Below are 25,055 nucleotides of genomic sequence, written 5' to 3' on the forward strand. Positions count from 1 at the left end.
GTCCTCCGCGTTCCTCGCGGTGGTCGCGCTCGGCATGACGTTCGTCATCGTCACCGGGGGCATCGACCTGTCGGTCGGCTCGCTGTTCGCCCTGGGCGGTGTCCTCGCCGCCTGGGGTTCGCGGTACGGCACGGCCGTGGCGCTGCTGCTCCCGCTCGCCGTGTGCGGGCTGATCGGCCTGGTCAACGGCCTGCTGATCGCCCGCTCCCGGCTCGCGACGTTCATCGTGACGCTCGCCGCGATGCTGGGGGCACACGGCATCCTCCTGTCGATCACCGACGAGGGGTCCACGACCTACCTGGTCGACAAGGACACCTTCTTCGCCGCGCTCGGCCAGGGCAAGCCGCTCGGCGTCGGTGCACCGGTCTGGATCACGGTCGCCTTGTTCGTCGCGGGCGCGGTCGTGCTGCGCCGCACCCGCTTCGGCCAGTACGTGTACGCGGTCGGCGGCAACGAGGACGCGGCGGCGCTGATGGACGCGCCCGTGGCCCGTACGAAGATCGCCGTCTATACGCTGTCGGGGCTCTGCGCCGGGCTCGCCGGGCGCTCAACGCGGCCTGGCTGGTCTCCGGCGTGACGATCCTCGGCTCCGGCATGGAGCTGGAGGCGATCTCCGCGGTCGTCATCGGCGGCACGCTGCTCAGCGGCGGATCCGGCTTCATCAGCGGGTCGTTGGTGGGCGTGCTGCTCCTGAAGGTGATCCAGAACGTCATCAACCAGATCGGTTCGCTCGACTCCGCCTACCAACAGGTCGTCAGCGGCGCCTTCCTGGCGCTTGTGGTGATCGCGCAGACGTGGCTGGGGCGCGGGCGCCGGGCGCTGTGAGCGCCGTTCGCCTGCGCGGAGGGACCGGAGGGACCGTCACATCGGCACCGCCTGCCCCTTCCCCAGCGCGATCACCCCGCCCTTCGAGACCGTGTACAACTCCTCGTCCCGCTCCGGGTTGACCCCGATCGTCGCGCCCGGCGGTACGTCGACGTTCTTGTCCAGGACGGCGCCGCGCACCACCGCGCCCCGCCCGACGCGGACGTTGTCGTGCAGCACGGAGCCCTGCACCACCGCGCCCTCCTCGACGGTCACGCCGGGCGAGAGGACGGAGCGGGTGACCTGGCCGCGGATGACGCAGCCGGGGCTGACGATCGACTCGCCCGCGATGCCGCCCGCGCAGAACTTGGCGGGCGGCAGACCGCCGGAGTGGGTGTAGATGGGCCAGCGGCGGTTGTCCAGGTTGAAGACGGGGTGGTCGGAGATCAGATCCATGTGCGCTTCGTAGTACGAGTCCAGCGTGCCGACGTCGCGCCAGTATCCGTGGTCGCGCGCGGTCTCTCCGGGGACGTGGTTGCCGTCGAAGTCGTACACCTGGGCAAGGCCGCGCTCGGTCAGCATGGGCAGGATCGAGCCGCCCATGTCGTGCACCGACTCCTCGTTCTCCGCGTCCTGTTGGAGGGTGTCGACGAGCGTCTTGGTGGTGAAGACGTAGTTGCCCATCGAGGCGAAGACCTGGTTCGGGGAGCCCGGCAGGCCCGGCGGGTCGGTGGGCTTCTCCAGGAAGCGCTCCACCCGCGTCCCGTCCCGCGCGGGCGTGATGACGCCGAACGACGACGCCTCGGCGCGCGGCACCCTGATGCCCGCGACGGTCACCGCGGCGCCGTTGTCGATGTGCTGCTTGAGCATCTGGCGCGGGTCCATGCGGTAGACGTGGTCGGCGCCGAACACCGCGATGTAGTCGGGCTGTTCGTCGTGGACGAGGTTGAGGGACTGCAGGATGGCGTCCGCGCTGCCCAAGTACCAGCGCGGTCCCAGGCGTTGCTGTGCGGGCACGGGCGTGACGTAGTTGCCGAGCAGGCTCGACATGCGCCAGGTCTTCGTCACGTGCCGGTCCAGGGAATGCGACTTGTACTGGGTGAGGACGCAGATGCGCAGGATGTCGCCGTTGACGAGATTGGAGAGCACGAAGTCGACGAGGCGATACGTCCCGCCGAACACGACCGCGGGTTTGGCCCGGTCGGCCGTGAGCGGCTGCAGGCGCTTTCCCTCTCCGCCGGCGAGCACGATTCCGAGCACCGAAGGTCCACCGCGCATCTCAGCCCCCTACTTGTCGGCTATCTGTCGGCGTGCAGGATCTCCTCGTACACCTCGACCGTGCGACGGGCGACCGTGCCCCAGCCGAATTCCCGCTGCGCGCGGTAGCGTCCGGCCGTGCCCATCGCCGCCGCCCGCTCCGGGTCGGTGGCCAGCCTGTTCAGGAGCAGTCCGAGGTCGTGCTCGAAGCGATCGGGTTCCTTCTCCTCGTACGGGACGAGGAGGCCCGTCGTCCCGTCCGCCACGACCTCGGGGATGCCGCCGACGTCCGACGCGACGACGGCCGCGCCGCACGCCATGGCCTCCAGGTTGACGATGCCCAGCGGCTCGTACACCGAGGGGCAGGCGAACACCGCGGCATGGGTGAGGAGTTGGACGATCTGGGGGCGCGGCAGCATCTCGGGGATCCACTGGACGCCCGCGCGGGTCCGGCTCAGCTCCTCGAAGAGCGTGCGGAACTCGGCGTCGATCTCCGGAGTGTCGGGGGCTCCCGCGCACAGGACGAGCTGGACGTCGCGGTCCAACCGCCGTGCGGCGCGCAGCAGATGGGGCACGCCCTTCTGCCGGGTGATGCGGCCGACGAACAGGACGTACGGGCGCCGGGGGTCGATGCCGAGCCGCTCCAGGACGTCCGTGTCGTGGTCGGGACGGTACAGCTCGGTGTCGATGCCGTTGTGGACGCCGTGGACCTTCACCGGGTCGATCGCCGGGTAGCAGGCCAGGATGTCCTCGCGCATCGCGCCGGACACGGCGATCACCGCGTCGGCGGTCTCGGCGGCGGTGCGCTCGGCCCAGCTCGACAGGGCGTATCCGCCGCCGAGTTGCTCGGCCTTCCAGGGGCGCAGGGGCTCCAGGGAGTGCGAGGTCATCACGTGCGGGATGCCGTGCAGGAGCTTGCCGATGTGGCCCGCGAGATGGGCGTACCAGGTGTGGGAGTGGACCACGTCGCGCCCGGCGAGCGCCGCGGCCATCGACAGGTCCACGGAGAAGGTGCGCAGGGCGTCGTTGGCTCCGTCGAGCGCGGGCCACGCCCGGTGGCGCAGGAGTCCGTCCGCGCCTCCCTCGCCCCAGCAGTGCACGTCGAGGTCGACGAGGGAGCGCAACTCCCGCGCGAGGAACTCGACATGGACGCCGGCTCCGCCGTAGACGTCCGGTGGATACTCCCGGGTGAGCAGTCCCACTTTCACGTAGAACCCTCCGTCGTCCGCCCGATGTCGGCCGCGCCTTCTCATGGTCACCCAGACGCGGCCCCGGGGGAAGACCGCTGCGGCGGCCGGTCGAAGCAGCAGTCGCCGCACAGGCCGCCGCTGGGACAGCGGTAGTAGAGACAGCAGCTGCGGCGCCGGAAGGCGGTGCCCTCCAGGGTGCCGGTGCCGCGCAGGTCGGGGTGGTCGAAGAGTTCGGCGGCAAGGCTCAGGGCCCGCTCCCCCGCCTCGGGCCGCCCCTCCCGCACCGCCCAGCCGTGCAGCTCGCGCACGGCGCCCGCGAGCGCGGAGCCCGCGTTGCCCCACAGCAGCCCCGCGGAGATCCGGTGGCGGGCGCGCAGGGCGTCGGCGAGCGGCGCCAGGTGGCCGTGCTGCACGACATCGCGTACGGAAGCGGCGTCGCCCGGCAGCAGGCGTACGTCGGTCAGCCACAGGTCGTCGGGAGAGGTGCCGTCGGCGTCCCAGTGCAGCCGTGCGGAATCGAGGTCGGGCACGGCCCCGTACAGGGCCGCGGAGCCGAGCGCCACGGACCAGAGCCGGGCGGCGAGCCCCAGCTGGGCCACGGACACCGCGATGCGGTCCTCGGGGGCGCCGAGCCGTCGCGCGACCTTCGCGACGCGGAAGGCGAGCGGATCGGCGGCCTCCGGGGGCGCTCCGTACACCTCGGCGAGCGGCACCGCGGCACCGCTGTCCGCAGGGCCCGCGCGCAGGGCGAAGAAGCCGCCGACGGATCCGAGTTCTGCCAGGTCGATGTGGGTGCTCACGACAGCAGTAGAGCAAGCGCCGTCGGCGCGTCCATCCTCGGGGGGTCGCCCCTCGTCCTCCCGTCCCCCTAGGGGGTAGCCCACCTTGGGGAGGACACAAGAAGTCCGTACTCCATCGGCAGTAGGAGCGAATGCCTGCTCAGGTACGACGACGCGGAGGCTTTCCCGCGTCATCGTTGTATCCATGGAAGCCGACCGCTCGTCCGCCCGGGTTCACCGGACCCACCGCGCGCCGCGGAGCACGTCATGAGTGCCCTCGCGCTGGCCGTGCTGCTCTCCCTCGTCTCCGCCGTGGCCTACGCCGGCGGGGCGATCCTGCAGGAGCGCGTGGCCGCGACGACGCCGGAGCGGCGGTACGCCCCGCTGCGCCGCGGTGCCTGGCGGACCGCGGTCGCCCTGAACGGCCTCGGCGCGCTGCTGCACGTGGTGGCTCTCGCCTACGGCCCGCTCAGCCTCGTCCAGCCGCTGGGCGCGCTGACGATCGTCTTCGCCCTGCCGATGGCCGCCGTGTTCGTGCGGCGCAGGGCCGGGGCCACCGCGTGGCGCGGCGCGATCATGGCGACGGTGGGCCTCGCCGGGCTCCTCTCGCTCACCTCGTCGTCCGACTCGCAGTCCCTGGGCGGCACGGAGCACCTCATGCTGGCCCTTGCCACGGGCGGTGGTGTGATCGCCCTGATGCTGACGGCGCACGCCGTGCACCGCCACCCGGTGGTGCGCAGCGTGATCCTCGCCTGCGCGGCGGGCGCGGCCTTCGGCATCGCCTCGGTCTTCACCAAGACGGTGGCGGTGGAGTGGAGCCGGAACGTTCCGCTCGTCGAGCAGGTGCCGAGCGTCGCCGTGATCGCGGCCCTGGCCTCGGCCGGTGTACTGATCTCGCAGGCCTCGTACCGGGGCGCGGGCCTCGCGGCGCCCCTGTCGACGGTGACGGTCGTGAACCCGGTGGTCGCGGCGGCGGTCGGCCTGACGCTGCTCGGAGAATCCTTCCGCTACGGCGCCACGGGCACCGCCCTGGCCCTTGGCTGCGGAGTCGTCGCCGCGGGCGGTCTGATCCTGCTCACCACGGAGCGGATCGCACGGGAGACGTCGACCGCGCCCGTGGAGTGCCCCGCGGCGCGGGACGGCGCGTCCGAGGCCCCGCCGGAGCCGCGGCCCCTCGTCGCGGAGCCGCTGCGCGCGGTGCCGACCCAGACCACGATCACGCCGGTGCACCGCAGGACGCGCTCGCGCCACCATGGGCGGCGCGAGCGCATCGTGTCCTGATTCGGAGCCTTCGGAGCCCTTCTGGATTACAGGTCCTTCTCGGCCCCTTCTCTCGGATTTCAGGCCCTTCTCGGCCCCAGCTCAGATCCGTACGCCACGGGCCCGCAGATAGGCGAGGGGGTCGATGTCGGAACCGAAGCCGGGCCCCGTCCGCACCTCGAAGTGCAGATGCGGGCCCGTGCTGTTCCCGGTGGACCCGGACCGTGCGATGCGCTGCCCGGCGCCGACCTGTTGCCCGGCCTTCACGGAGAGCGCGGACAGGTGCCCGTACTGGCTGTACTTGCCGTCGGCGTGACGGATGACGACCTGGTAGCCGTAGCTGCCGCCCCAGCCCGCCGAGACGACCCGCCCCGCGGCGACGGCCTTCACGGACGTCCCGGTGGCCACGGGGAAGTCGACGCCCGTGTGATAGCCCTTCGACCAGGATCCGCCCGCCGCGCGGTAGGGAGTGCTGGGCGAGGCGGCGACAGGGGCGACGGCCCCGGCCTGCCGGGCGCGCGGGGCGGAGGCCTCGGAGGAACGCGGCGTTTCGCGCTTCTTCTCGGCGGCCTTGCGCTCGGCGGCTTTCCGCTCGGCCGCCTTGCGCTCAGCCGCCTTACGCTCGGCGGCCTTCTTCTCCGCGGCCCGCTTGTCGGCGGCCCGCTTGTCGGCGGCCTTCTGCCGGGCGCGGGCATCGGCCTGGTCCTGGGCGCGTTCCCGGGCCCGCTCCTTGACCGGTTCCTGCCCCTTGCCCTTGCCCGTCCCGTGCACCGAGAGCCGCTGACCCGGCGTGATCAGATCCGGGTCGCCGCCGATCACACGCCGGTTGGCGTCGTACAACTGCCGCCAGCCGCCACGGACCTTGCGCTCGTCGGCGATGCCGGAGAGGGTGTCGCCGCGGACCACGGTGTACATCTCGGCGCTGCCCGCGGCGGACTGCGGGGTCACCTCGGGCCTGACGTCCTTCACGGCGCGCTTGGGGGTGACGTCGGGCGAGGAGCCGCCCCGGGCGAGGCCTGCCTTCGCGGAGCACACCGGCCAGGCGCCGGGCCCCTGCGCGTCGAGGACCTTCTCGGCGACGGCTATCTGCTGGTCCTTGGTGGCGCGGTCGGCGCGCGGGGCATAGGCGGTGCCGCCGTACGCCTCCCAGGTGGACTGCTTGAACTGGAGTCCGCCGTAGTAGCCGTTGCCGGTGTTGATGCTCCAGTTGTTGCTCGACTCGCAGGCCGCGACCTTGTTCCAGGTGTCGACGTCCGCGGCGCTCGCGGTCCCCGCGACGGTCAGCGGGAGCGCCATGCCCGCGCCGCCCGCCGTGACGGTGAGCGACGCGCGGTTGATGCGGTTCGGCTGATACCGGCGGTGCCGACCCCGTACGGCCATTGGGAGCCCCCTCAGACACACGTCATCACGGATTGCGCACAGCGGTCACACAACAAGCCCGCAAGCTAGCCGGTTGGACCAATCCGTGACAAGAGCCGGGCACCAAGGGGCTCTTGAACGAGTCACTCCCTCAAATACCCTCCCAGCCACCGCAGTTGCACGCCTTGCTGATACGGACCACCGCCCTCGTGGTCGTTGAAGGCGTACACCTCCATGGAACGCTCGCTCCCCGCATACGAATTGAAGGCGGCAAAGACCGTGGAGGGCGGACAGGTCTGATCCTCCAGAGCGGCGGAGAAGAGGGCGGGCGCACGCCCACGCGCGGCGAAGTGCACGCAGTCGAAATAGGACAACGTCTCGAAGACCCGCTCGCGACCGTCACGCCGAGCCTTCAAGTACAAGCCGATCTCCTTGTAGGGGTGCCGATCGGTGAGGGTGGCCGCACGGGGAAAGTCACACAGGAACGGAACATCAGGCGCGACAGCAGCCAGATCCGCGACAAGACCACCGACAGCGAGAGCGAGCCCGCCCCCCTGACTGGTCCCGAGCACGGCGACGCGCGAGGCATTCACGAGGGGATGGGCTCGAACGGCCTCGACGGCCCGCACCGCGTCCACGTACAGGCGCCGGTAGTAGTAGTCGTGCGGGTCCTCGATGCCGCGGGTCAGGAACCCGGGGTACGCGGGCCCGCTCCCCACGGGATCGGGGGTGTCGCCCTGCGCCCAGCCTCCGCTGCCCTGCCCCCTGGTGTCCATCACGAAGTGCGCGAAGCCGGCCGCGGCCCAGAGCAGATGCATATGGGGCAGCCCGCGCCCGCCGCCGTAGCCGATGTACTCCACGACGGCGGGCAACGGCGCACCGCCCTCCGCCCCTGCGGGCAGAACGAGCCACCCCTTCACGGGATGCCCGCCGAACCCGGCATACGTGACGTCGAAGACCCGCACGCCCGTCAGCGGCAGCTCCACCGGCTCGAAACGGGCGTCGAGTTCATGCTGCCGCGCCTCCAGCAGCGTCTTCTCCCAGAAGGCGTCGAAGTCGTCCGGTTCGGGCAACTCGGGCCGGTAGCGACGCAGTTCTTCGAGGGGCAGGTCGAATTGCGGCACGGGCGTGTCTCCTTCGGACGGCGACGTCTGAAAGTCACGCTATGCCAGCAACCCCGAGCCGGGCAGGTGCGTTTCTCCTCCGGTCAGGACACCCGTCGCGTCAGGACACCTGACCCGTCAGGACACCTGACCCGCCAGAACATCTGTCCCGTCAGGACACCGGCCCCGGCTGCGGCTCGGGCACGGGGTCGGGACCCGGCGGCTTGGGGATCGGCGACGGGGAGGGCTCCGGTGACGGCCGGGGCTCGGGGCGCGGTACGGGGTCCGGATCCGGGAAGGGCCGCTCGGGCTCCGGGAACGGGGCGGGCGGCGTGGGATCGGGGAACGGTTGAGTCATTGCGGTCCTCCAGCCAGCGATACGTCGGCTTCACCCCCGCATACCCGAGACCCCCGCACCCAAGCCTTCCACGCCTGACCGACCTCCGCGAATCCCCGCGGGGGCCTGGCCCGGTTCATCTGCGGCCGGAGGGTATCCACTACCCCCCGGCCGCCCCCACCGCCGCCGCAAGCCCCACCCGCGGGCTGGACAGCACCGGAACCCGTGCCTCGCCCTCCGGATCCAGCTCCGCGCCGCCCGCCATCGATGCCTGTGCCAGCACGATCACGTCCGCGCCCCGCACCCCTCGCACCGCCCGAGCCACGGCCTCCGCGTACCCCGCGGAGTCCCCCGCCAGGAACAGCTCCCACGCCCCGCCCACCAACTCGGCCCGCACGGACGCCGCACGACCGGCCCGCACCGCCTCTTCCTCGACCAGGGCCACGGTCGGCCCCACCGTGGACTCGACCGTGGCGAGCACGACGACGCGAGGCCCCGAGGCGACGGCGGCCGCGGCCATGGGCCGATCGACCCGCAGCACGGGAACCCCCAGGTCGCCCCCCAGCGCCTCGGCGACACCCCCGATGGTGGAGCAGGTGCACAGCACGGCACCGACCCCGCCGCCGGAGCCGCCCTCGGCCCCACCACCGACGACCCGGACCAAGGCGTCCCGCACATCGGGAGCGACTGCCTCCGCCCCCACCACGCGGGCCCGCTCCAGCAGTTCCTCCACCACGTGATGCCGCAGCTCGACCCCGGGATGCCCCTCGTCCCGCAGGCCGTCGAACACCGGCACGTGCACGGCGGACGTATGCAGCAGGCCCAGCGTCACCATGCCGAAGGATCCGTCCTGGCCTTGTCCAGCGCGGCCCGCATCAGCTCGTCCGAGGCGGCGGGCGCCTGCCCGGGATGCCGCTCGGCCCACTTCACGACGTAGGGGCACAGGGGCGCGACGGCGAGACCTTCCCGCGCGGCGAGCGCCTCGAGGACACTCCGACCACGATCGTCCCGGATCTCGATCCCACTCATCGCTCCTCCTACGGGCTCACGAGACCTGCAGACTCAAGGGACCTGCAGACTCAAGGGACCTGCAGGCTCAAGGACCTACAGGCTCAGGGGACTCCGCGCCATCTCCGGATCCCCGGGCACGGCCTCCGCCGGATCGTCACCGAGGGCCACGACGCGATTGGCCTCGTCGACATGCACGACCCGTGGCCGCAGAGCCCGCGCCTCGGCGTCCTCGACCTGGGCGTAGCTGATGATGATCACCCTGTCCCCGGGGTGGACGAGGTGCGCGGCCGCGCCGTTGATGCCGATGACGCCGCTGCCGCGCTCGCCCTCGATCGTGTACGTCTCCAGGCGGGCGCCATTGGTGATGTCGACGATGTGGACGAGCTCGCCGGGCAGCAGATCGGCCGCGTCGAGCAGGTCGGCGTCGATGGTCACGGATCCCACGTAGTGCAGGTCGGCCTGGGTGACCGTGGCGCGATGGATCTTCGATTTGAACATGGTTCGCAACATCGAGTTACTCCCAGAAGTCGGCTACCTGCCTGCGCTGTTGCAGGTCAAGTGCTGCCCGCACACCTTACGCCCCACCGTTCGGCCCCGACAGCGGCCACTCTGGAAGTACATCACTTGCTTATGTAAGCTCGTGATGAATCTGGCGCCACACGAGGGACACATCCATGACTGTGCGTATCGGCATCAACGGCTTCGGGCGTATCGGACGCAACGTCTTCCGGGCGGCGGCCGCGCGGGATTCGGGGCTGGAGGTCGTCGCCGTCAACGACCTCGGCGACGTCCCCACGATGGCCCACCTCCTGGCCCATGACTCGATCCTGGGCCGCTTCCCCGAGGAGGTCACCGCCGAGCCCGGTGCGATCCGGGTGGGCGACGAGACGATCAAGGTCCTTGCCGAGCGCGACCCCGGCGACCTGCCGTGGGGCGACCTGGGCGTGGACGTCGTGATCGAGTCCACCGGCGTCTTCACCGACGCCGCACGGGCGCGGGCGCACGTCGAGGGCGGCGCGAAGAAGGTCATCATCGCCGCCCCGGCCAGCGGCGAGGACATCACCGTCGTGCTGGGCGTCAACGAGGACGCGTACGACCCCGGGCGCCACACGATCATCTCCAACGCCTCCTGCACCACCAACTGCCTGGCCGTGCTGGCCAAGGTGCTGCACGACGCGGTGGGCATCGAGGCGGGCATGATGACCACCGTTCACGCCTACACCCAGGACCAGAACCTCCAGGACGCGCCCCACAAGGACCTGCGCCGCGCCCGCGCCGCCGGCCTCAACATCGTCCCGACCTCCAGCGGAGCGGCCAAGGCCATCGGCCTGGTCATGCCCGAACTGGCCGGACGCATGGACGCGTTCGCCCTGCGGGTGCCCGTCCCCACCGGCTCCGTCACCGATCTGACGATCACGCCGAGCCGCGGCACCACGGTGCAAGAGGTGAAGGAGGCGTACGCGGCGGCCGCGGCCGGGCGGTACAAGGGACTCCTCTCCTACACCGAGGCACCCCTGGTCAGCAGCGACATCGTCAACGACCCCGCCTCCTGCGTCTTCGACGCCGGACTCACCCGCGTGACCGAGGGGCAGGTCAAGGTCGTCGGCTGGTACGACAACGAGTGGGGTTACTCGAACCGCCTCGTCGACCTCGCTCTGCTCGTCGGCGCGTCGCTCTGAGGCTCTGACGCTCTAGCGGCCCAGCGGCGTCGCCGTACGCATGCGGTGCACCCGGCGGGCCCGGCGCGTGGCGACGTCCACCGTGTACGCGTCCACCGTCATCGCCCGCTCGGACACCTTCAGGATCATGAAGCCGTGGTCCGAGAAGTTCTGCCAGGTCGCCGGGTGGTCGAAGTGGGCCTTGCCGTCGCCCGCCTTGCCCGCGGCGCCGCACACGATCTGCCGGGTGCCGCCGCTGCGGGAGGTGGGCTCCAGGATCTGCAGGGTGTGGTCGTGACCGGAGAGGATCAGGTCGGCGCGGCCGCACACCACCTCCTCGTAGATCTCCTTGAGGTGGATGCCGCTGGTGTAGTTGCCGATCACGAAGCCGTCGTACGAACCGGCGCTGCCGTGCTTGCCGTTGTTCAGGTACGGGTGGTGGCCGAGCACGATCTTCCAGCGGGCCCGCGACGCCTTGAGCGCGCCGTCGAGCCAGGCGCGCTGATCGCGCATGTACGGGCCGTTCCACCAGTAGTGCGGGTCCATCTGGACGACGTACGAAGTGACGGGGTTGGTGTCCATCGCGAAGAACTCCACGAGCGGATCGCCCTGCCTGTTGTCCTTGGTGTCCGCCGCGGACGGCAGTGCCACGTTGTAGTAGCGGCTCGGCATGTACCAGCGCCGCGACCCCTTCGCGTACGACACCTCTCGGTCGCCGCGCGAGGGGTCGCCGCCGCTGCCCGGTATCAGACCGGAGCAGTCGTGGTTGCCGAGGACCATCAACCAGGGCATGTCCAGGCCGGAGTTGGGGTCCTCGAACTTGGTGCGGAACTCCGAGTCGTGGTCCGACTCGGGGCCGTTCTCGTAGATGTTGTCGCCGAGGCCGACCGCCACGGAGACGCCCTCCGCGCGGCACACCTCGCGGGCCGCGGCCGCCACCGCGTGCTGCGCCTCCTCGCCGGTGCCCGCGTCGCCGGTGAGGAGGACCGCGTACTCACCGGCCCTGTTCGGGGCGGTCGGCAGGGGGAACTTGCCGTCGCTCCCGCGCCCGGTCGCCGCCGCGGGCGACTGCGTCCCCGGCAGGACCGTCAGCGCCGCGGCGCCCGCCACCACACCGCCGAGCACGGACCGCCTCCGCACGGCCCGCATCTGCCGGACCCGCTCCCCCACCGGTCCCTCGGCGAGCTGCGGGTCCGCCCGCAGCCACTGTTCCTCCGTCATGTCCGCGCTCGGCGGTATCAACTCGTCGTCGCACATGAGGGGGTTTCTCTCATGGGTGGGGGTGCGGTTGGTGGGGAACCGATGAACTCCTGGTGGATGTCTGGCCACGGCTTGCGGTACGAGGGATTCCCCTCAGCCCACCGGCACGGCCTCCGCCTCGCCGACCGCGCCCCCGGCCGCCGGTCCATCCGTCCCCTTGGCGAACTGCGTCCGGTACAACTCCGCATACCGCCCGCCCAGTTCGAGGAGTTCCTCGTGCGTGCCGCGTTCCACGATGCGCCCCGCCTCGACGACGAGGATCTGGTCGGCGGACCGCACCGTGGAGAGCCGGTGGGCGATCACCACGGCGGTGCGGCCTTCGAGGGCCTCGCCGAGCGCCTCCTGGACGGCCGCCTCCGAGGTGTTGTCGAGGTGGGCCGTGGCCTCGTCGAGGATGACGACCCGCTGCCGGGCAAGGAGCAGCCGCGCGATGGTCATCCGCTGCCGCTCGCCGCCGGAGAGCCGGTACCCGCGCTCACCGACCACGGTGTCCAGACCGTCGGGCAGAGACCGTACGAGGTCTTCGAGCCGGGCCCGCCGCAGCACGTCCCACAGGTCGGCCTCGCTCGCGTCGGGCCTCGCGAGGAGCAGGTTCGCGCGGACGGACTCGTGGAAGAGGTGACCGTCCTGCGTGACCATCCCCAGGGTGGCCCGCATCGACTCGGCGGACAGGTCGCGTACGTCGACACCGCCGATGCGCACGGTGCCCCCGTCGGCGTCGTACAGGCGCGGCAGCAGCTGTGCGATGGTCGACTTGCCCGCGCCGGAGGACCCGACGAGCGCGACGGTCTGTCCGGGCTCGGCGCGGAACGACAGGCCGTGCAGGACCTCTTCGCCGCCGCGGGTGTCGAGCGAGGCGACCTCTTCGAGGGAGGCGAGGGAGACCTTGTCGGCGGCGGGGTAGCCGAACCGCACGTCGTCGAACTCGACGGCGACGGGCCCCTCGGGCACGGGCACCGCGTCGTCCTTCTCGTCGATGAGCGGCTTCAGGTCGAGCACCTCGAAGACCCGCTCGAAGCTGACGAGTGCGCTCATGACCTCCACGCGCGCCCCGGCCAGGGACGTCAGCGGCGCGTACAGCCGGGTGAGCAGCAGCGCCAGCGAGACGACGGCCCCCGCCTCCAGCGTTCCCTCCAGCGCGAAGTACCCGCCCAGGCCGTAGACCAGCGCGAGCGCGAGGGCCGACACCAGCGTGAGGGCGGTGATGAACGTGGACTGCGCCATGGCGGTGCGTACGCCGATGTCCCGCACCCGGTGGGCTCGTGCGGCGAACTCCGCGGACTCGTCGCCGGGCCTGCCGAAGAGCTTGATGAGGGTGGCGCCGGGCGCGGAGAAGCGCTCGGTCATCCGGGTGCCCATGGCGGCGTTGTGGTGGGCGGCCTCGCGCTGGAGCTTGGCCATCCGCGAGCCCATGCGGCGCGCGGGCACGATGAAGACGGGGAGCAACACCAGGGCGAGCAGGGTGATTTGCCACGAAAGAGTGAGCATGACGGCGAGGGTCAGGACCAGCGTGACCACGTTCCCGACCACGCCGGACAGCGTGTTGCTGAACGCCCGCTGCGCGCCGATCACGTCGTTGTTGAGGCGGCTGACGAGGGCGCCCGTGCGGGTGCGGGTGAAGAAGGCGACGGGCATGCGCTGTACGTGGTCGAAGACGGCGGTGCGCAGATCGAGGATCAGGCCTTCGCCGAGGTTCGCCGACAGCCAGCGGCTCAGCAGCCCGAGTCCGGCCTCCGCCAGGGCGATGACGGCGATGAGCAGGGCGTACCGCACGACGATGGAGGAGTCACGGCCGTTGACGATGGCGTCGACGACGTTCCCTGCGAGGACGGGGGTCGCCACGGCGAGCAGTGCGGTGACGATGCTGAGCAGCACGAACTGCCAGATGCGTCTGCGGTGGGGCCTCGCGAAGGCGCCGATGCGGCGCAGTGTGGCGCGGGCGAAGGGACGGCGGTCCTGCTGTGCGTTCATGACGCTGTGCAGCTGGGTCCATGCGGTGGTTTCCATGCTCATGCGAGGAACGTTAGGACCTCGAGCAAACTTGAGGTCAACACTTTCCCGCGCCTTTGAGGGGCGCGGGAAAGCAGCTGCGGGCGTGCGGTAGAGAGAGGGCGGTGCCCTGTCGCTCAGCCGAGTTCCAGTGACGTGACGCCGAAGACACGCTCCTCGGCGTACGCCCTGATCGGGCCCGTGTACATGCGGGCCGTGTCGAACGTGGGCTTCATGCCGCGTGCCTCGGCGAGCGCGACGGCCTCCGTGTTGGTCTCGGGCACGTCCATCGCGACGGGCGTGCCGTCCGCCTCCGCGGCCAGTGCGTCCAGGAGGGCCTCGGCGTCGGCGCGGGTGTCCGCGAAGAGCGGCCCGACGCGCGGGGCGTCGCGGCCGGGCCGGATCACTCCGTACCCGGTGAGCCTGCCGTCGACGATGCGGGCGAGGGCCCGGTGGCCGGGGGCGGCGAGCCAGGACTCCAGGAAGCGCGGCCGGTCGGCGGGCAGGCACGCGCTGTCGTACGCCATGAGCGCGCGCAGGCCCGCGGCCTCGACGGGGCGCACGTGCCGGTCGGGCACGCCGTTCGAGGGCAGCGGGCCGACGAAGCGCTGGGTGCCGTGCTTCCAGGTGAAGCCGGAGCGGCGGTAGTTGCCCTGCTGGGCGGGGACACCGTCCAGGCCGACGGTCCTGCCGTCGGCATGGGCGAGCGCGGCCTGCCAGGTGGCGAGGCCGAAGCCGTGGCCGCGCTGGTCGGGGCGGACGAGGTAGAACCCGAGAAAGGCGTAGCTGTCCCCGTAGTTGACCACCGAGATCGCGGAGACAGGATCGTCGTCCAGGCGCCCGATGAAGAACCCCTCGGGGTCCTGCGCGAAGAACGAGGGGGCGTCGCCGAGGCCCGGGTTCCAGCCCTCGTCCCCCGCCCATCCCGTCACCACACGCCAGTCGTCGAGCGTCGCCCGCGAGATCGCGAACCGCCCGGGAGCCGAATCGGTCATCACTGCACCCTTCTCCTCCGTTGTGGTGCGCCGTGGAGAAACGCACCGGGTGCATCCTGCCCGAGCGGGGCTCAGCCGATGCCCGCCACGTGCCGGTCCCGTGCGGCGCCGAGACCGACCGCGACCTGCGGCACGAGCAGGACGAGGAGGAGGACGAGCGGCGCGGTCCAGCTGTGCGAGGCGTCGTGGACGGCGCCGAGGACGGTCGGCCCGGTGGCGGCGAGGATGTAGCCGAAGCACTGGGACATGCTGGAGAGCTGCGCGGCGTGCCGGGCGTCGGGCGCCCGCTGCACGATGAACAGGAGCGCCAGGCTGATGGCCGCGCCCTGGCCGAGGCCGAGCAGGGTCATCCACAGGTAGGCACCGCCGACCGGGGCGGCGAGCAGGCCCGCGTAGCCGAGGGCGCAGAGGACGGCGCCGAGGGCCGCGAGGGTGCCCGAGCGCAGGCGCCGGCCGACGATCACCGGGGCGAGGAAGGAGCCCGCGATGCCGAGCAGCGAGGAGAAGGAGAGCATCCAGCCCGCGTCGCCCGCGGCCATTCCCGCGTCCTGGAACACGGTGGGCAGCCAGGCGGCGGCCGCGTAGTAGTTGAGGGACTGCAGGCCCATGTACGCGGTGACCTGCCAGGCCAGCGGGGAGCGCCACAGGCCGCGTACGGGGTGGGCCGCCTGGCGCGCCGCGTCCGCGGTCACGCGCGTACGGGACCGGATCTGCGGCAGCCACACGAGCAGCGCGACGACGGCGAGGGCACCCCAACAGGCCAGCGTGGTACGCCAGTTCATGCCGGTGGCCTGCTGGACGGGCAGGGTGACACCCGCCGCGAGGGCGGCGCCGCCGAACAGCGACATCGAATAGAGCCCCGTCATCAGCCCGGCCTTGGCCGGGAAGTCCCGCTTGATCAGGCCCGGCAGCAGGACGTTGGCGACGGCGATGCCCGCGCCGATGACGACGGTTCCGGCGAAGAGCGCGACGACGGAGTCGACCATGCGCAGGGCCGTGCCCGCGCAGATCAACGCCATGGTGCCGAGCAGCGACCGCTCCATCCCGAACGACCGCCCGAGCCGCGGCGCGACGGGCGCGAGCAGCCCGAAGCAGAGGAGGGGAAGCGCGGTGAGCAGGCTGGTGGCGGCGGCGGACATGCCGCTGTCGTCACGGATGGTGTCGGCAAGCGGGGAAACGGCGACGAGGGCGGGCCGCAGGTTGAGCGCGAGCAGGACGACGCCGAGGGCGAGATAGAGGGCCCGCCGCCCAGCGGGCACGCCGCCGCCAGCGGGACTGCCACCCGCGACGACACCAACGCGGCCACCGACCGGCTCGGGACCACCGGCCGCCTCGACACCAACGCGGCCACCGACCGGCTCGGGACCACCGGCCGCCTCGACACCACCGCGACCACCGACCGGCCCACGACCACCGGCCGCCTCGACACCACCGCGACCACCGACCGGCCCACGACCACCGGCCGCCTCGACACCACCGCGACCACCGACGCGGGCAGGGCCACCGACCGCCTCCGCAGCCCGCTGCGATTCGACAGCGGCGGCCGCCGTCCCACCGGCGGCTGTCGCCCCCGGAACGGTTCGTGACCCCTCAGCCATGGTTCGCCTCCGAGATGTCCGCGTCGGCGTCCTGGTCCCGCAGTGCCGCCATGCCCTCGGCGAGGTGGGCGAGGACCGCCTTTTCCGCCGCCTCGGCGTCCCGCGCCTCGATGGCGTCGACGATCGCCTCATGGGCGTCCAGCTGGTGACGCACCGAGTCCGGAACGGGCGCGCCGACGACCGACTGCAGCGTTTCGCGCAGGGCGTCGCTGAGGTGTCCGTACAGCTCGGCGAGGACGCTGTTGTGCGCTGCTTCGGCGACCGTGCGGTGGAAGGCCACGTCCGCGTCGATGAACGCCGCCGTGTCCCCGCCGCTCCAGGCCCGCCCGCGCTCGGCGAGCGCCGTCCGCAGCGCGGCGAGGTCCTCGTCCGTGCGGCGCTCCGCCGCGTGGCGCGCGGCGTCGCGCTCCAGGGAGGCACGCACCTCGTACGCCTCAAGGACCCCCGCCCTGCGCAGCCTGCGCTGCACCGCCGCGCCGAAGTCGCTGCTCGCCCGCACATATGTGCCGTCGCCCTGGCGGGGCTCCAGCATGCCGGTGTGCACCAGCGCGCGCACCGCCTCCCGCACGGTGTTGCGGCCCACCGCGAGCTGCTCCACGAGCAGCGGCTCGGCAGGGATCTTCTCGCCCACCTGCCACTCGCCGTCGGAGATGAGGCTCTCCATCTGGGCGATGACCAGGTCGACGAGGTTGGTCCGCGCGGCACTGCGCAACGGCATCGGTCGCCACCTTCTCTCTTGTTCTCCCACTCCCGATGGCAGACATGGGAACATCCCATGTTTCGCCCTGTCAAAGCCGCACCGGCGGTCCGCATGCTGGACGGCCCGGAGGTTTTACCTTTGAAGGCCCTCGCGCGCGGACCGCCGACCGACTGAAGTCCCGTACGCATCACACCTGTTGAGGGCCGCAATTGGCGCGCCCGAGGCGGCGGGCCCGCCTCGCACACGGCCCCGGCGGTACACAGTCCGACCTGGTCCAGACCTTGACAGGTCCAGACCATTTTCGCTTGAGTCGCGGCACCCCCATGGCGGCGCGGGCCCTCATCCGCCCCGCCCGTAAGGAGAGTTGGCATGATCAGACGCATCACCAGCTTCGCCGCCGCACTGGCCGCGCTCGGCGCGATGATCGTCCTCGGCCCGGCCGCCACCACGGCGTCCGCCGCCGAGTGCGCCGCGCCGTGGAACTCCTCGTCCGTCTACACGGGCGGCAAGTCGGCCTCGTACAACGGACACAACTGGACCGCCAAGTGGTGGACCCAGAACGAGACCCCCGGCCGGTCCGACGTCTGGACGGACCAGGGCGCCTGCGGCGGCGGCACGGACCCGGGCAATCCCGACCCGTCCGGCTTCGTCGTCAGCGAGGCGCAGTTCAACCAGATGTTCCCGAGCCGGAATTCCTTCTACACCTACAAGGGCCTGACCGATGCCCTGAAGGCGTACCCCGGCTTCGCGAACACCGGCAGCGACACCGTCAAGCGCCAGGAGGCGGCGGCATTCCTCGCCAACGTCAGCCATGAGACGGGCGGCCTGAAGTACGTCGTGGAGCAGAACCAGAACAACTACCCGCACTACTGCGACAAGACCCAGCCCTACGGCTGTCCGGCCGGACAGGCCGCCTACTACGGCCGCGGTCCGATCCAGCTGAGCTGGAACTTCAACTACAAGGCCGCGGGCGACGCGCTCGGCATCGACCTGCTGGGCAACCCCTACCTGGTGGAGCAGAACCCGGCCATCGCCTGGCAGACGGGCCTGTGGTACTGGAACACGCAGAGCGGCCCCGGCACCATGACCCCGCACAACGCCATGGTCAACGGCGCCGGCTTCGGCGAGACGATCCGCGCCATCAACGGCACCCTGGAGTGCAACGGCGGCAACCCCGCCCAGGTCCAGAGCCGCATCGACCGGTACAAGGCCTTCACGCAGATCCTCGGCACCACGCCCGGCTCGAACCTGAGCTGCTGACACGTGCCCCGGTGGTGCCGGGCGGGCCCCGCAGTGGGCCCGCCCGGCACCTCACGTCACGCCTGCGGCACCAGCCGGAACACCGGATGCCGCGCCGCCTCCGCGGCGAACTCCTCGTCCGACGACTCGGCCGTCACATCGAAGTAGGGCCGGGTGACGGGCACTTCGCGCAGATACTGCCGCAGCACCGGCACGCTCTCCTCGGGCCCGAGCTCGACCACGCCCACGCTCTGAGACCTGCCGCCCCGGCTGAGGCCGATCCGCCCGGCCACGCGCGCGTTGCGCACCCAGTCGCTCACCCCGTAGGCGGCGACGACCCAGCGCTCGCCACCGGCCGACATCACGTCGACCGGGGTGGAGTACAGGCGCCCCGACTTCCTGCCCCGCACACTCAGGTTGTACCGGTACGCGTTGCCGAGACCGAACCCGGTCAGCGTGTGGAACATCCGGTTGATCATGCGCGTACCGAAGTGCACGCGGTACGTCTTGGCCATCGCCCCTCCTCATGCCGGACAGCCGACTCACGCCGGCCGGCCGAGCCGTCGAACGGTCGAGCTTACGACGCGGCCAGCAACTGGGCGGCGCCGCACCGGGCTTGGCGCGCGGCCTCGGGCGACCCCGAGATCGCGGCGGTCGTCATGGCGCCCTCCGCGAGCAGGACCAGCGGCCCGACGGACCGCTCCGGGCCGCCCGCGTCGGCCACGAGCCCCGCCATGTAGTCCCGGAAGGCGCTCTTGTGCGCCCGGACCGTGTCGGCCACCGCCGGGTCGACCGCGCCGAGCTCGCCGAAGGAGTTCACGAAGGCACAGCCGCGGAAACCCGGCTCGGCGAACCACTCGTGCAGCCAGTCGAAGACCGCGAGGACCCGCTCCTCGCCACCCTCACGCTCGTCCACGTACGCGGCAAGGCGCTCGCGCCAGCGTCGGTCGCGGCGCTCCAGACAGGCCTTGACCAGCTCCGACTTCGAAGGAAAGACCTGGTAGAGGCGCTTGAGCGAGACGCCGGACGCGGTGCGGACCTGGTCCATGCCGACGGCCTGGATGCCGCGTTCGTAGAAGAGCCCTTCGGCGGCTTCGAGGAGTCTGACCTCCGCCTCGGCGTGGTCCATGGTGGCTCCCGTCCGGAGTGAGAACGTACGTTCTCTCAGGCTACTACGCGTACGAGGACTGTCGCACCGTTGCGCGAGAACGAGCGTTCTCCTATCGTGGCGGATCTCGGCGGAGAACGTTCGTTCTCCGCTCGTCCCTACCACTCGTCCGCACCGCTCGTCCGCACCACTCGCCCTGCCCACACCGCCCATGAGGAGACCGCCATGCCCGTCGGTACCCGACCCCCCGTCCCGCCCTTCACCCGTGAGACCGCGATCGAGAAGGTCCGCCTGGCCGAGGACGGCTGGAACAGCCGCGATCCCGAGAAGGTGGCCCTCGCCTACAGCGAGGACTCGCGCTGGCGCAACCGCGCCGAGTTCGTGACCGGCCGCGAGGACATCGTCGCCTTCCTGTCCCGCAAGTGGGCCCGCGAGCTCGACTACCGGCTCGTGAAGGAGCTGTGGGCCCACGACGGCAACCGCATCGCGGTCCGCTTCGCCTACGAGTGGCACGACGACTCCGGCCAGTGGTACCGCAGTTACGGCAACGAGAACTGGGAGTTCGACGACGACGGCCTGATGCGCGCCCGCCACGCCTGCATCAACGACCTCCCCATCGCGGAGTCCGACCGCCTCTACCACTGGCCGCTCGGCCGCCGCCCCGACGACCACCCCGGCCTCACCGAGCTCGGCCTCTGACTCCCTTCACACGCCCTGATCGGTGAACGCGGCGCGGCCACCCGGGTGTTACGCCCCGGCGGGCGGGGCACCCGGTCTCCGACGCCCCCACCGACGGGCAAGGAGGCCGACATGACCACCGCACGCGGCATCCTGACTGCGGGTGCCGCGTCCGCCGACGCCGAGCGCCGCGCTCCGACGCCTCCGAGTGCCCCGTTCCGCAGGGCGACCTAGGCTGGACGTCTCGGCAGAATCCAGGAAGGCACCGCATGCCCATCGCCACGGTCGATCCCGCCACCGGCGAGACACTGGAGACCTTCGAACCGCTGCCGCCGGCCGAGATCGAGCGACGCCTGGCGGCGGCCGACACCGCCCGCGCCCGCTATCGCACCAGCGGCTTCGCCGAGCGTGCCCTGCTCCTGAACCGGGCGGCCGACCTCCTGGAGGAGGACGCCCCGGACATCGCCCGCACGATGACGACGGAGATGGGCAAGCCCGTCAAGGCGGCCGAGGCCGAGGCCGCCAAGTGCGTCAAGACCATGCGCTGGTACGCACGGCACGCCGAGGAACTGCTCGCGGACGAGCGACCCGCACAGGCCGACGTCGCCGACTCGGGCGCCGCACGGGCGGCGGTCCACTACCGCCCGCTCGGCGTCGTGCTCGCCGTGATGCCCTGGAACTTCCCGCTCTGGCAGGTCGTACGGTTCGCCGCCCCCGCCCTCATGGCGGGCAACGTGGCCCTGCTCAAGCACGCGTCGAACGTGCCGAGGACGGCTCTCTACCTCCAGGATCTGTTCGGCCGCGCCGGATACCCGGAGGGCTGTTTCCAGACCCTCCTGATCGGCTCGGACGCCGTCGAGTCCGTGCTGCGCGACCGGCGGGTGGCCGCCGCCACCCTCACCGGCAGTGAGCCCGCCGGGCGCTCGGTGGCGTCCGTCGCGGGCGACGAGATCAAGAAGACGGTGCTCGAACTCGGCGGCAGCGACCCCTACATCGTCCTGTCGAGCGCCGACGTCGAGCGGGCCGCGAAGACCGCGGTGACCGCCCGCGTGCAGAACAACGGACAGTCCTGCATCGCCGCCAAACGCTTCATCGTGCACGCCGACGTGTACGACGCCTTCCGTGACCGATTCGTCGCCGGGATGCGGGAGTTGACCGTCGGCGACCCGATGAACGAGGACACCGACGTCGGCCCGCTCTCCAGCGAGCGGGGCCGCGCCGACCTGGAGGAGCTCGTCGAGGACGCGCTGAACCGGGGCGCCACCGCCCTGTGCGGCGGACAGCGCCCCAAGGAGCAGGAGCGGGGCTGGTACTACTCCCCCACCGTCCTCACGGACGTCACCCCGCAGATGCGGATCCACCGGGAGGAGACGTTCGGACCGGTGGCCACGCTGTACCGCGTCGAGGACCTGGACGAGGCCCTGGAGCTCGCCAACGACACGCCGTTCGGCCTGAGTTCGAACGTCTGGACCCGTGACGACGCCGAGATCGCGCGCTGCGTACGGGACCTCCAGGCCGGCGGTGTCTTCTTCAACGGCATGACCGCGTCCCACCCCGGCCTCCCCTTCGGCGGCGTCAAACGCTCCGGCTACGGAAGGGAGTTGTCGGGCCACGGCATCCGTGAGTTCTGCAACGCCACGACGGTCTGGTACGGCTCAGCGGGGTAGAGAGCGTGGACGCTTCGAACGGCAGATTCGAGGAACGGCCCGGTACCGGCGCCCGGGACCACAGCCGCCGCGAGACCGAGGAGGAGCGCGCCGACCGCCGCTGGAACGAGCTGATCCAGGAAGTCCGGGTGGCGCAGACCGGCGTCCAGATCCTGTTCGGCTTCCTCCTCACGGTCGTCTTCGCGCCGCGGTTCACAGATCTGAGCGATACCGACCGGACCATCTACATCGTGACCGTGCTGCTCGGCTCGACCGCGACGGGCGCCCTCATCGCACCGGTCTCCTTCCACCGCATCGTGTCGGGCCGCAGGATCAAGCCGCAGGCGGTGGTGTGGGCGTCCCGGCTGATCCTCGCGGGCCTGATCCTTCTGCTCGGCACGCTGACGTCCGCACTCCTGCTGGTGCTCCGGCTCGCCACCGACAACACCGTCGCGCCCTGGCTGGTGGCCGGTGTCGTCGCTTGGTATCTGCTGTGCTGGTTCGTGCTGCCCGCCTGGGCCCGGTACCGCCACACGACGGCGGACTGACCGGCGTACGAACGGACAACTCGGTTCCGGATAGGGTCAGTTGTCGGCGTTCTTGCCGATGTACAGCTCGGCGAAGGCCGCCGCTGCGGTGGGTGAGCCGAGGACCCTGCGCAGCCGGGCGGCCGCGGTGCCCGCCGCGAAGGGATCGCCGGAGGAGGCGCCGTGCAACAGGTGCCCGAACCACTGCGAGAACTCCTGGTACTGCCACACCCTCGGCAGACAGGCCGCCGAGTAGCCGCCGAGCCCGCTCTCGTCCCCGCCCTTGACGTACGCGGCCAGGGCGTCGCCGAGCAGCAGCGCGTCGTGCAGCGCGAGGTTCATGCCCTTGGCGGCGATCGGCGCGACGAGGTGGGCGGCGTCGCCGGCCAGGTAGAGCCGTCCGTACGCCATGGGTTCCACCACGTAGTCGTGCATGTCGAGGACGCGCTTCTCGACGAGTCGCCCCTCGGTGAGCGGCGGCGCGCCGTCCGCCGCGAGCCGGGCGTGCAGCTCGGTCCAGACGCGGTCGTCCGGCCAGTTCGCCGGGTCGTCGCCGGGCGGGCACTGAAGGTAGTAGCGGGTGATCTGCGGGCTGCGGGCCATGTGGGCGGCGAGGCCGCGGGGGTGGAGGCCGAAGACGACGCAGTCCGATGACGGCGGCGCCTCGGCGAGCAGGGCGAGCCAGCCGACGCCGTGGTCGTGCCGGGCGACGGTGGCGTACCGGGCGGTGAGGTGGTCGTGGCTCACGCCGCGTGCCCCGTCGCAGCCGGCGACGGCAACGCAGTCGACGCGTACGCGCTCCCCGGAAATCGGGTCGGTGTACGACACCGCGGGCCGGTCCGTGTCGATGCCGTGCAGGTCCACGTCGCGTACGCCGAACCGGATGTCGCCGCCCGCCCGGTCGGCGTACGCCCGCACCAGGTCCGTCACCAGCAGGGGCTGGGGATAGACGAAGTGGTGCTGCCCCGACAGTTCGGCGTAGCGGAATCGGTGGCGCTCGCCCTCGCCGCGGAACTCGCACTCGACGTGCGCCTGCGCGCGCTCCAGGAGCGGCCCGGCGAGCCCCCGCTCGTCGAGGGCCCGCACCGCCCACTCCTCCAGGAAGCCCGCCCGGGGCCGCTGTTCGATGAACTGCCTGCTCTCCGTCTCCAGCACGACGCAGTCCACGGAGGCGGCGCGCAGGATGTTGGCAACGGTGAGCCCGGCAGGTCCGGCCCCCACGATGACGACGGTCATCCGGAAAGTATGGCCGGAGCTCGGCCGACGCGGGGCTCGCCCGGGGAGTTCCCCTGCGCGTCGGGCCACGGAAAATGGTGGAAGGAGGTCGGTTCACCGAACGGCTCCGGCCGAATCATCGGGCGGGTCCGCGGCCACGGACAGAGAGGCGGCGTCCTGTGCGCACCGTAGGAGTGGAGGAGGAACTCCTCCTGATCGACCGCGAGAGCGGGGAACCACGGGCACTCTCCTCGGCCGTCCTGGCGCGGGCGGCCATGGACACCGGGGGGAACTCAGGCACGGAGCGGCACGACGACGACTACCGCGAGCGCGAGGACGAGGCGTTCGAGAAGGAACTCCACGGCCATCAACTCGAGTTCGCCACGCAGCCGCGGACGGGCATGGACAGCCTCGCGGAGGAGGTCGTCCGGTGGCGCTCGGACGCGGCACGGCACGCCGGTGACGTGGGCGCCGCGGTCGCCGCCCTCGCCACCTCACCGCTGCCCTCCAGCCCCTCGGTCAACACGAGCACCCGCTACCAGTGGATGGAGGAGCAGTTCGGGCTGACCACCCAGGAGCAGTTGACCTGCGGCTGTCACGTCCATGTGGCGGTCGAATCGAACGAGGAGGGCGTGGCCGTCCTCGACCGGATCCGGCCCTGGCTCTCGGTCCTTGTCGCGCTGAGCGCCAACTCGCCGTACTGGCAGGGGAACGACACCCGGTACAACAGCTATCGCAGCAGGGTGTGGGGCCGCTGGCCGATGGCGGGCCCCACGGAGATCTTCGGCTCCGCCGCCCGGTACGAGGAGCGGGTCCACGACATGGTCGCCACCGGTGTGGTCCGCGACCGGGGCATGGTCTATTTCGACGCCCGGCTCTCGCACCGCTATCCGACGGTCGAGATCCGGGTCGCGGACGTGTGCCTGCAGGCCACGTCGACCGTCCTCGTGGCAGCGCTGACCCGGGGGCTCGTCGAGACGGCCGCGCGCGAGTGGCGGGCGGGTGTGGCGCCGCTGGGGCATGCCGTCGGTCTGCTGCGCCTTGCCGCGTGGCGGGCGGCGCGGTCCGGTCTGGACGACGACCTGGTCCATCCCCTGACCATGCGGCCGGCGCGGGCCCCTGAGGTGGTGCGGGCGCTGCTTGACCACCTCCGTGACGCGCTGGACGCGAGCGGCGACCTCGACCTGGTGCGCAAGGGCACAGAGGGGCTGCTGAGGCACGGCAACGGCGCGCGCCTCCAGCGTGACGTGCTGCACCGCACGGGCAGCCTGGGCGCGGTGGTCGCGGAGTGCGTGCGCCGCACCCAGGAGACGTGAACTCCCGCCGCACGCCCGGGATCCAT

The 25,055-nt window shown here is 71.6% G+C and carries 23 protein-coding genes and 2 pseudogenes; 8 read left to right on the forward strand and 17 right to left on the reverse strand.

Annotation, left to right across the window (positions count from 1 at the left end; genetic code table 11):
* Position 1: 1 nt before the first annotated feature.
* A pseudogene (locus tag AB0B50_RS37465) lies at positions 2-825 on the forward strand (ABC transporter permease); the annotation flags it as partial.
* Positions 826-861: 36 nt separating this feature from the next.
* Here AB0B50_RS37465 and glgC read toward each other — a convergent pair.
* Genes glgC through AB0B50_RS37480 form a run of 3 tightly spaced genes read right to left on the reverse strand, consistent with a single transcriptional unit; the run spans position 862 to position 4,051 of the window.
* Entirely contained in the window at positions 862-2,082 is a 1,221-nt protein-coding gene (gene glgC / locus AB0B50_RS37470) for a glucose-1-phosphate adenylyltransferase (RefSeq protein WP_362340347.1), read from the reverse strand.
* A 20-nt stretch (positions 2,083-2,102) separates the two neighbouring features.
* Entirely contained in the window at positions 2,103-3,269 is a 1,167-nt protein-coding gene (glgA, locus tag AB0B50_RS37475) for a glycogen synthase (protein WP_362340349.1), read from the reverse strand.
* Between the two features lie 47 nt (positions 3,270-3,316).
* A complete protein-coding gene (locus tag AB0B50_RS37480) occupies positions 3,317-4,051 on the reverse strand; it encodes an IucA/IucC family C-terminal-domain containing protein (protein ID WP_362340351.1) in 735 nt (244 codons plus the stop codon).
* A gap of 246 nt (positions 4,052-4,297) precedes the next feature.
* Here AB0B50_RS37480 and AB0B50_RS37485 point away from each other — a divergent pair, with 246 nt between their 5' ends.
* Positions 4,298-5,311: a DMT family transporter gene (locus AB0B50_RS37485; protein ID WP_362340353.1), complete on the forward strand. Its 1,014-nt coding sequence runs from the start codon at positions 4,298-4,300 to the stop codon at positions 5,309-5,311.
* 81 nt (positions 5,312-5,392) lie between these two features.
* On the opposite strand, the gene AB0B50_RS37490 is transcribed toward AB0B50_RS37485, so the two are convergent.
* The 6 genes and pseudogenes from AB0B50_RS37490 to panD form a co-directional block, all read right to left on the reverse strand.
* Positions 5,393-6,670, reverse strand: a complete 1,278-nt coding sequence (locus AB0B50_RS37490) for a transglycosylase family protein (protein ID WP_362340355.1) — start codon at positions 6,668-6,670, stop codon at positions 5,393-5,395.
* A gap of 122 nt (positions 6,671-6,792) precedes the next feature.
* On the reverse strand, positions 6,793-7,773 hold the full coding sequence (locus AB0B50_RS37495; protein WP_362340357.1) for an acetylxylan esterase: 981 nt from the start codon (positions 7,771-7,773) through the stop codon (positions 6,793-6,795).
* Between the two features lie 151 nt (positions 7,774-7,924).
* Positions 7,925-8,110 (reverse strand): hypothetical protein, encoded by a 186-nt coding sequence (locus AB0B50_RS37500; RefSeq protein ID WP_362340359.1) that lies wholly within the window; start codon positions 8,108-8,110, stop codon positions 7,925-7,927.
* Between the two features lie 139 nt (positions 8,111-8,249).
* Positions 8,250-8,924, reverse strand: coding sequence for an aspartate/glutamate racemase family protein (locus AB0B50_RS37505; protein ID WP_362340361.1), 675 nt, complete (start codon positions 8,922-8,924; stop codon positions 8,250-8,252).
* Positions 8,918-9,067 (reverse strand): annotated as a pseudogene (locus AB0B50_RS37510) (N-acetyltransferase); the annotation flags it as partial. The gene AB0B50_RS37505 and the pseudogene AB0B50_RS37510, both read right to left, overlap by 7 nt.
* Positions 9,068-9,193: 126 nt before the next feature.
* Positions 9,194-9,610: an aspartate 1-decarboxylase gene (gene panD / locus AB0B50_RS37515; RefSeq protein WP_362340363.1), complete on the reverse strand. Its 417-nt coding sequence runs from the start codon at positions 9,608-9,610 to the stop codon at positions 9,194-9,196.
* A 164-nt stretch (positions 9,611-9,774) separates the two neighbouring features.
* Here panD and gap point away from each other — a divergent pair, with 164 nt between their 5' ends.
* Positions 9,775-10,779, forward strand: coding sequence for a type I glyceraldehyde-3-phosphate dehydrogenase (gene gap, locus AB0B50_RS37520; RefSeq protein ID WP_362340365.1), 1,005 nt, complete (start codon positions 9,775-9,777; stop codon positions 10,777-10,779).
* A 12-nt stretch (positions 10,780-10,791) separates the two neighbouring features.
* On the opposite strand, the gene AB0B50_RS37525 is transcribed toward gap, so the two are convergent.
* The 5 genes from AB0B50_RS37525 to AB0B50_RS37545 all read right to left on the reverse strand — a co-directional run bounded on the left by AB0B50_RS37525 (position 10,792) and on the right by AB0B50_RS37545 (position 17,318).
* Complete coding sequence (locus tag AB0B50_RS37525) at positions 10,792-12,015, reverse strand: metallophosphoesterase (protein WP_362340366.1); 1,224 nt, start codon at positions 12,013-12,015, stop codon at positions 10,792-10,794.
* A gap of 96 nt (positions 12,016-12,111) precedes the next feature.
* A complete protein-coding gene (locus tag AB0B50_RS37530) occupies positions 12,112-14,031 on the reverse strand; it encodes an ABC transporter ATP-binding protein (RefSeq protein WP_362340367.1) in 1,920 nt (639 codons plus the stop codon).
* Positions 14,032-14,144: 113 nt separating this feature from the next.
* Positions 14,145-15,002, reverse strand: coding sequence for a GNAT family N-acetyltransferase (locus tag AB0B50_RS37535; protein ID WP_362340369.1), 858 nt, complete (start codon positions 15,000-15,002; stop codon positions 14,145-14,147).
* A gap of 71 nt (positions 15,003-15,073) precedes the next feature.
* Complete coding sequence (locus AB0B50_RS37540) at positions 15,074-16,261, reverse strand: MFS transporter (protein ID WP_362340371.1); 1,188 nt, start codon at positions 16,259-16,261, stop codon at positions 15,074-15,076.
* A gap of 331 nt (positions 16,262-16,592) precedes the next feature.
* Positions 16,593-17,318 (reverse strand): FadR/GntR family transcriptional regulator, encoded by a 726-nt coding sequence (locus AB0B50_RS37545; protein ID WP_362340372.1) that lies wholly within the window; start codon positions 17,316-17,318, stop codon positions 16,593-16,595.
* 351 nt (positions 17,319-17,669) lie between these two features.
* Between AB0B50_RS37545 and AB0B50_RS37550 the strand changes: the two genes are divergently transcribed.
* Entirely contained in the window at positions 17,670-18,560 is an 891-nt protein-coding gene (locus AB0B50_RS37550) for a glycoside hydrolase family 19 protein (protein WP_362340374.1), read from the forward strand.
* Between the two features lie 56 nt (positions 18,561-18,616).
* Here AB0B50_RS37550 and AB0B50_RS37555 read toward each other — a convergent pair whose 3' ends face one another.
* A complete protein-coding gene (locus AB0B50_RS37555; RefSeq protein WP_362340376.1) occupies positions 18,617-19,054 on the reverse strand; it encodes a nitroreductase/quinone reductase family protein in 438 nt (145 codons plus the stop codon).
* Between the two features lie 62 nt (positions 19,055-19,116).
* The gene (locus tag AB0B50_RS37560; protein ID WP_362340378.1) at positions 19,117-19,668 is read right to left on the reverse strand and encodes a TetR/AcrR family transcriptional regulator; all 552 of its coding nucleotides are present in this window, start codon (positions 19,666-19,668) and stop codon (positions 19,117-19,119) included.
* 204 nt (positions 19,669-19,872) lie between these two features.
* Here AB0B50_RS37560 and AB0B50_RS37565 point away from each other — a divergent pair, with 204 nt between their 5' ends.
* The 3 genes from AB0B50_RS37565 to AB0B50_RS37575 all read left to right on the forward strand — a co-directional run bounded on the left by AB0B50_RS37565 (position 19,873) and on the right by AB0B50_RS37575 (position 22,519).
* Positions 19,873-20,346, forward strand: coding sequence for a nuclear transport factor 2 family protein (locus tag AB0B50_RS37565; protein ID WP_362340380.1), 474 nt, complete (start codon positions 19,873-19,875; stop codon positions 20,344-20,346).
* A gap of 248 nt (positions 20,347-20,594) precedes the next feature.
* Positions 20,595-21,992, forward strand: a complete 1,398-nt coding sequence (locus AB0B50_RS37570; RefSeq protein ID WP_362340382.1) for an NADP-dependent succinic semialdehyde dehydrogenase — start codon at positions 20,595-20,597, stop codon at positions 21,990-21,992.
* Positions 21,993-21,997: 5 nt separating this feature from the next.
* Positions 21,998-22,519 carry a DUF6328 family protein gene (locus AB0B50_RS37575; protein WP_362340383.1) on the forward strand — a complete coding sequence of 174 codons (522 nt, stop codon included), beginning with the start codon at positions 21,998-22,000 and terminating at the stop codon, positions 22,517-22,519.
* Positions 22,520-22,555: 36 nt separating this feature from the next.
* On the opposite strand, the gene AB0B50_RS37580 is transcribed toward AB0B50_RS37575, so the two are convergent.
* Positions 22,556-23,734, reverse strand: a complete 1,179-nt coding sequence (locus AB0B50_RS37580; protein ID WP_362340385.1) for a 4-hydroxybenzoate 3-monooxygenase — start codon at positions 23,732-23,734, stop codon at positions 22,556-22,558.
* A 158-nt stretch (positions 23,735-23,892) separates the two neighbouring features.
* On the opposite strand from AB0B50_RS37580, the gene AB0B50_RS37585 reads away from it, so the two are divergent.
* Positions 23,893-25,029 carry a glutamate--cysteine ligase gene (locus AB0B50_RS37585; protein ID WP_362340386.1) on the forward strand — a complete coding sequence of 379 codons (1,137 nt, stop codon included), beginning with the start codon at positions 23,893-23,895 and terminating at the stop codon, positions 25,027-25,029.
* Positions 25,030-25,055 lie beyond the last annotated feature (26 nt).

It is taken from the genome of Streptomyces sp. NPDC041068, assembly GCF_040647455.1.
In the GTDB taxonomy this organism is placed as follows: domain Bacteria; phylum Actinomycetota; class Actinomycetes; order Streptomycetales; family Streptomycetaceae; genus Streptomyces.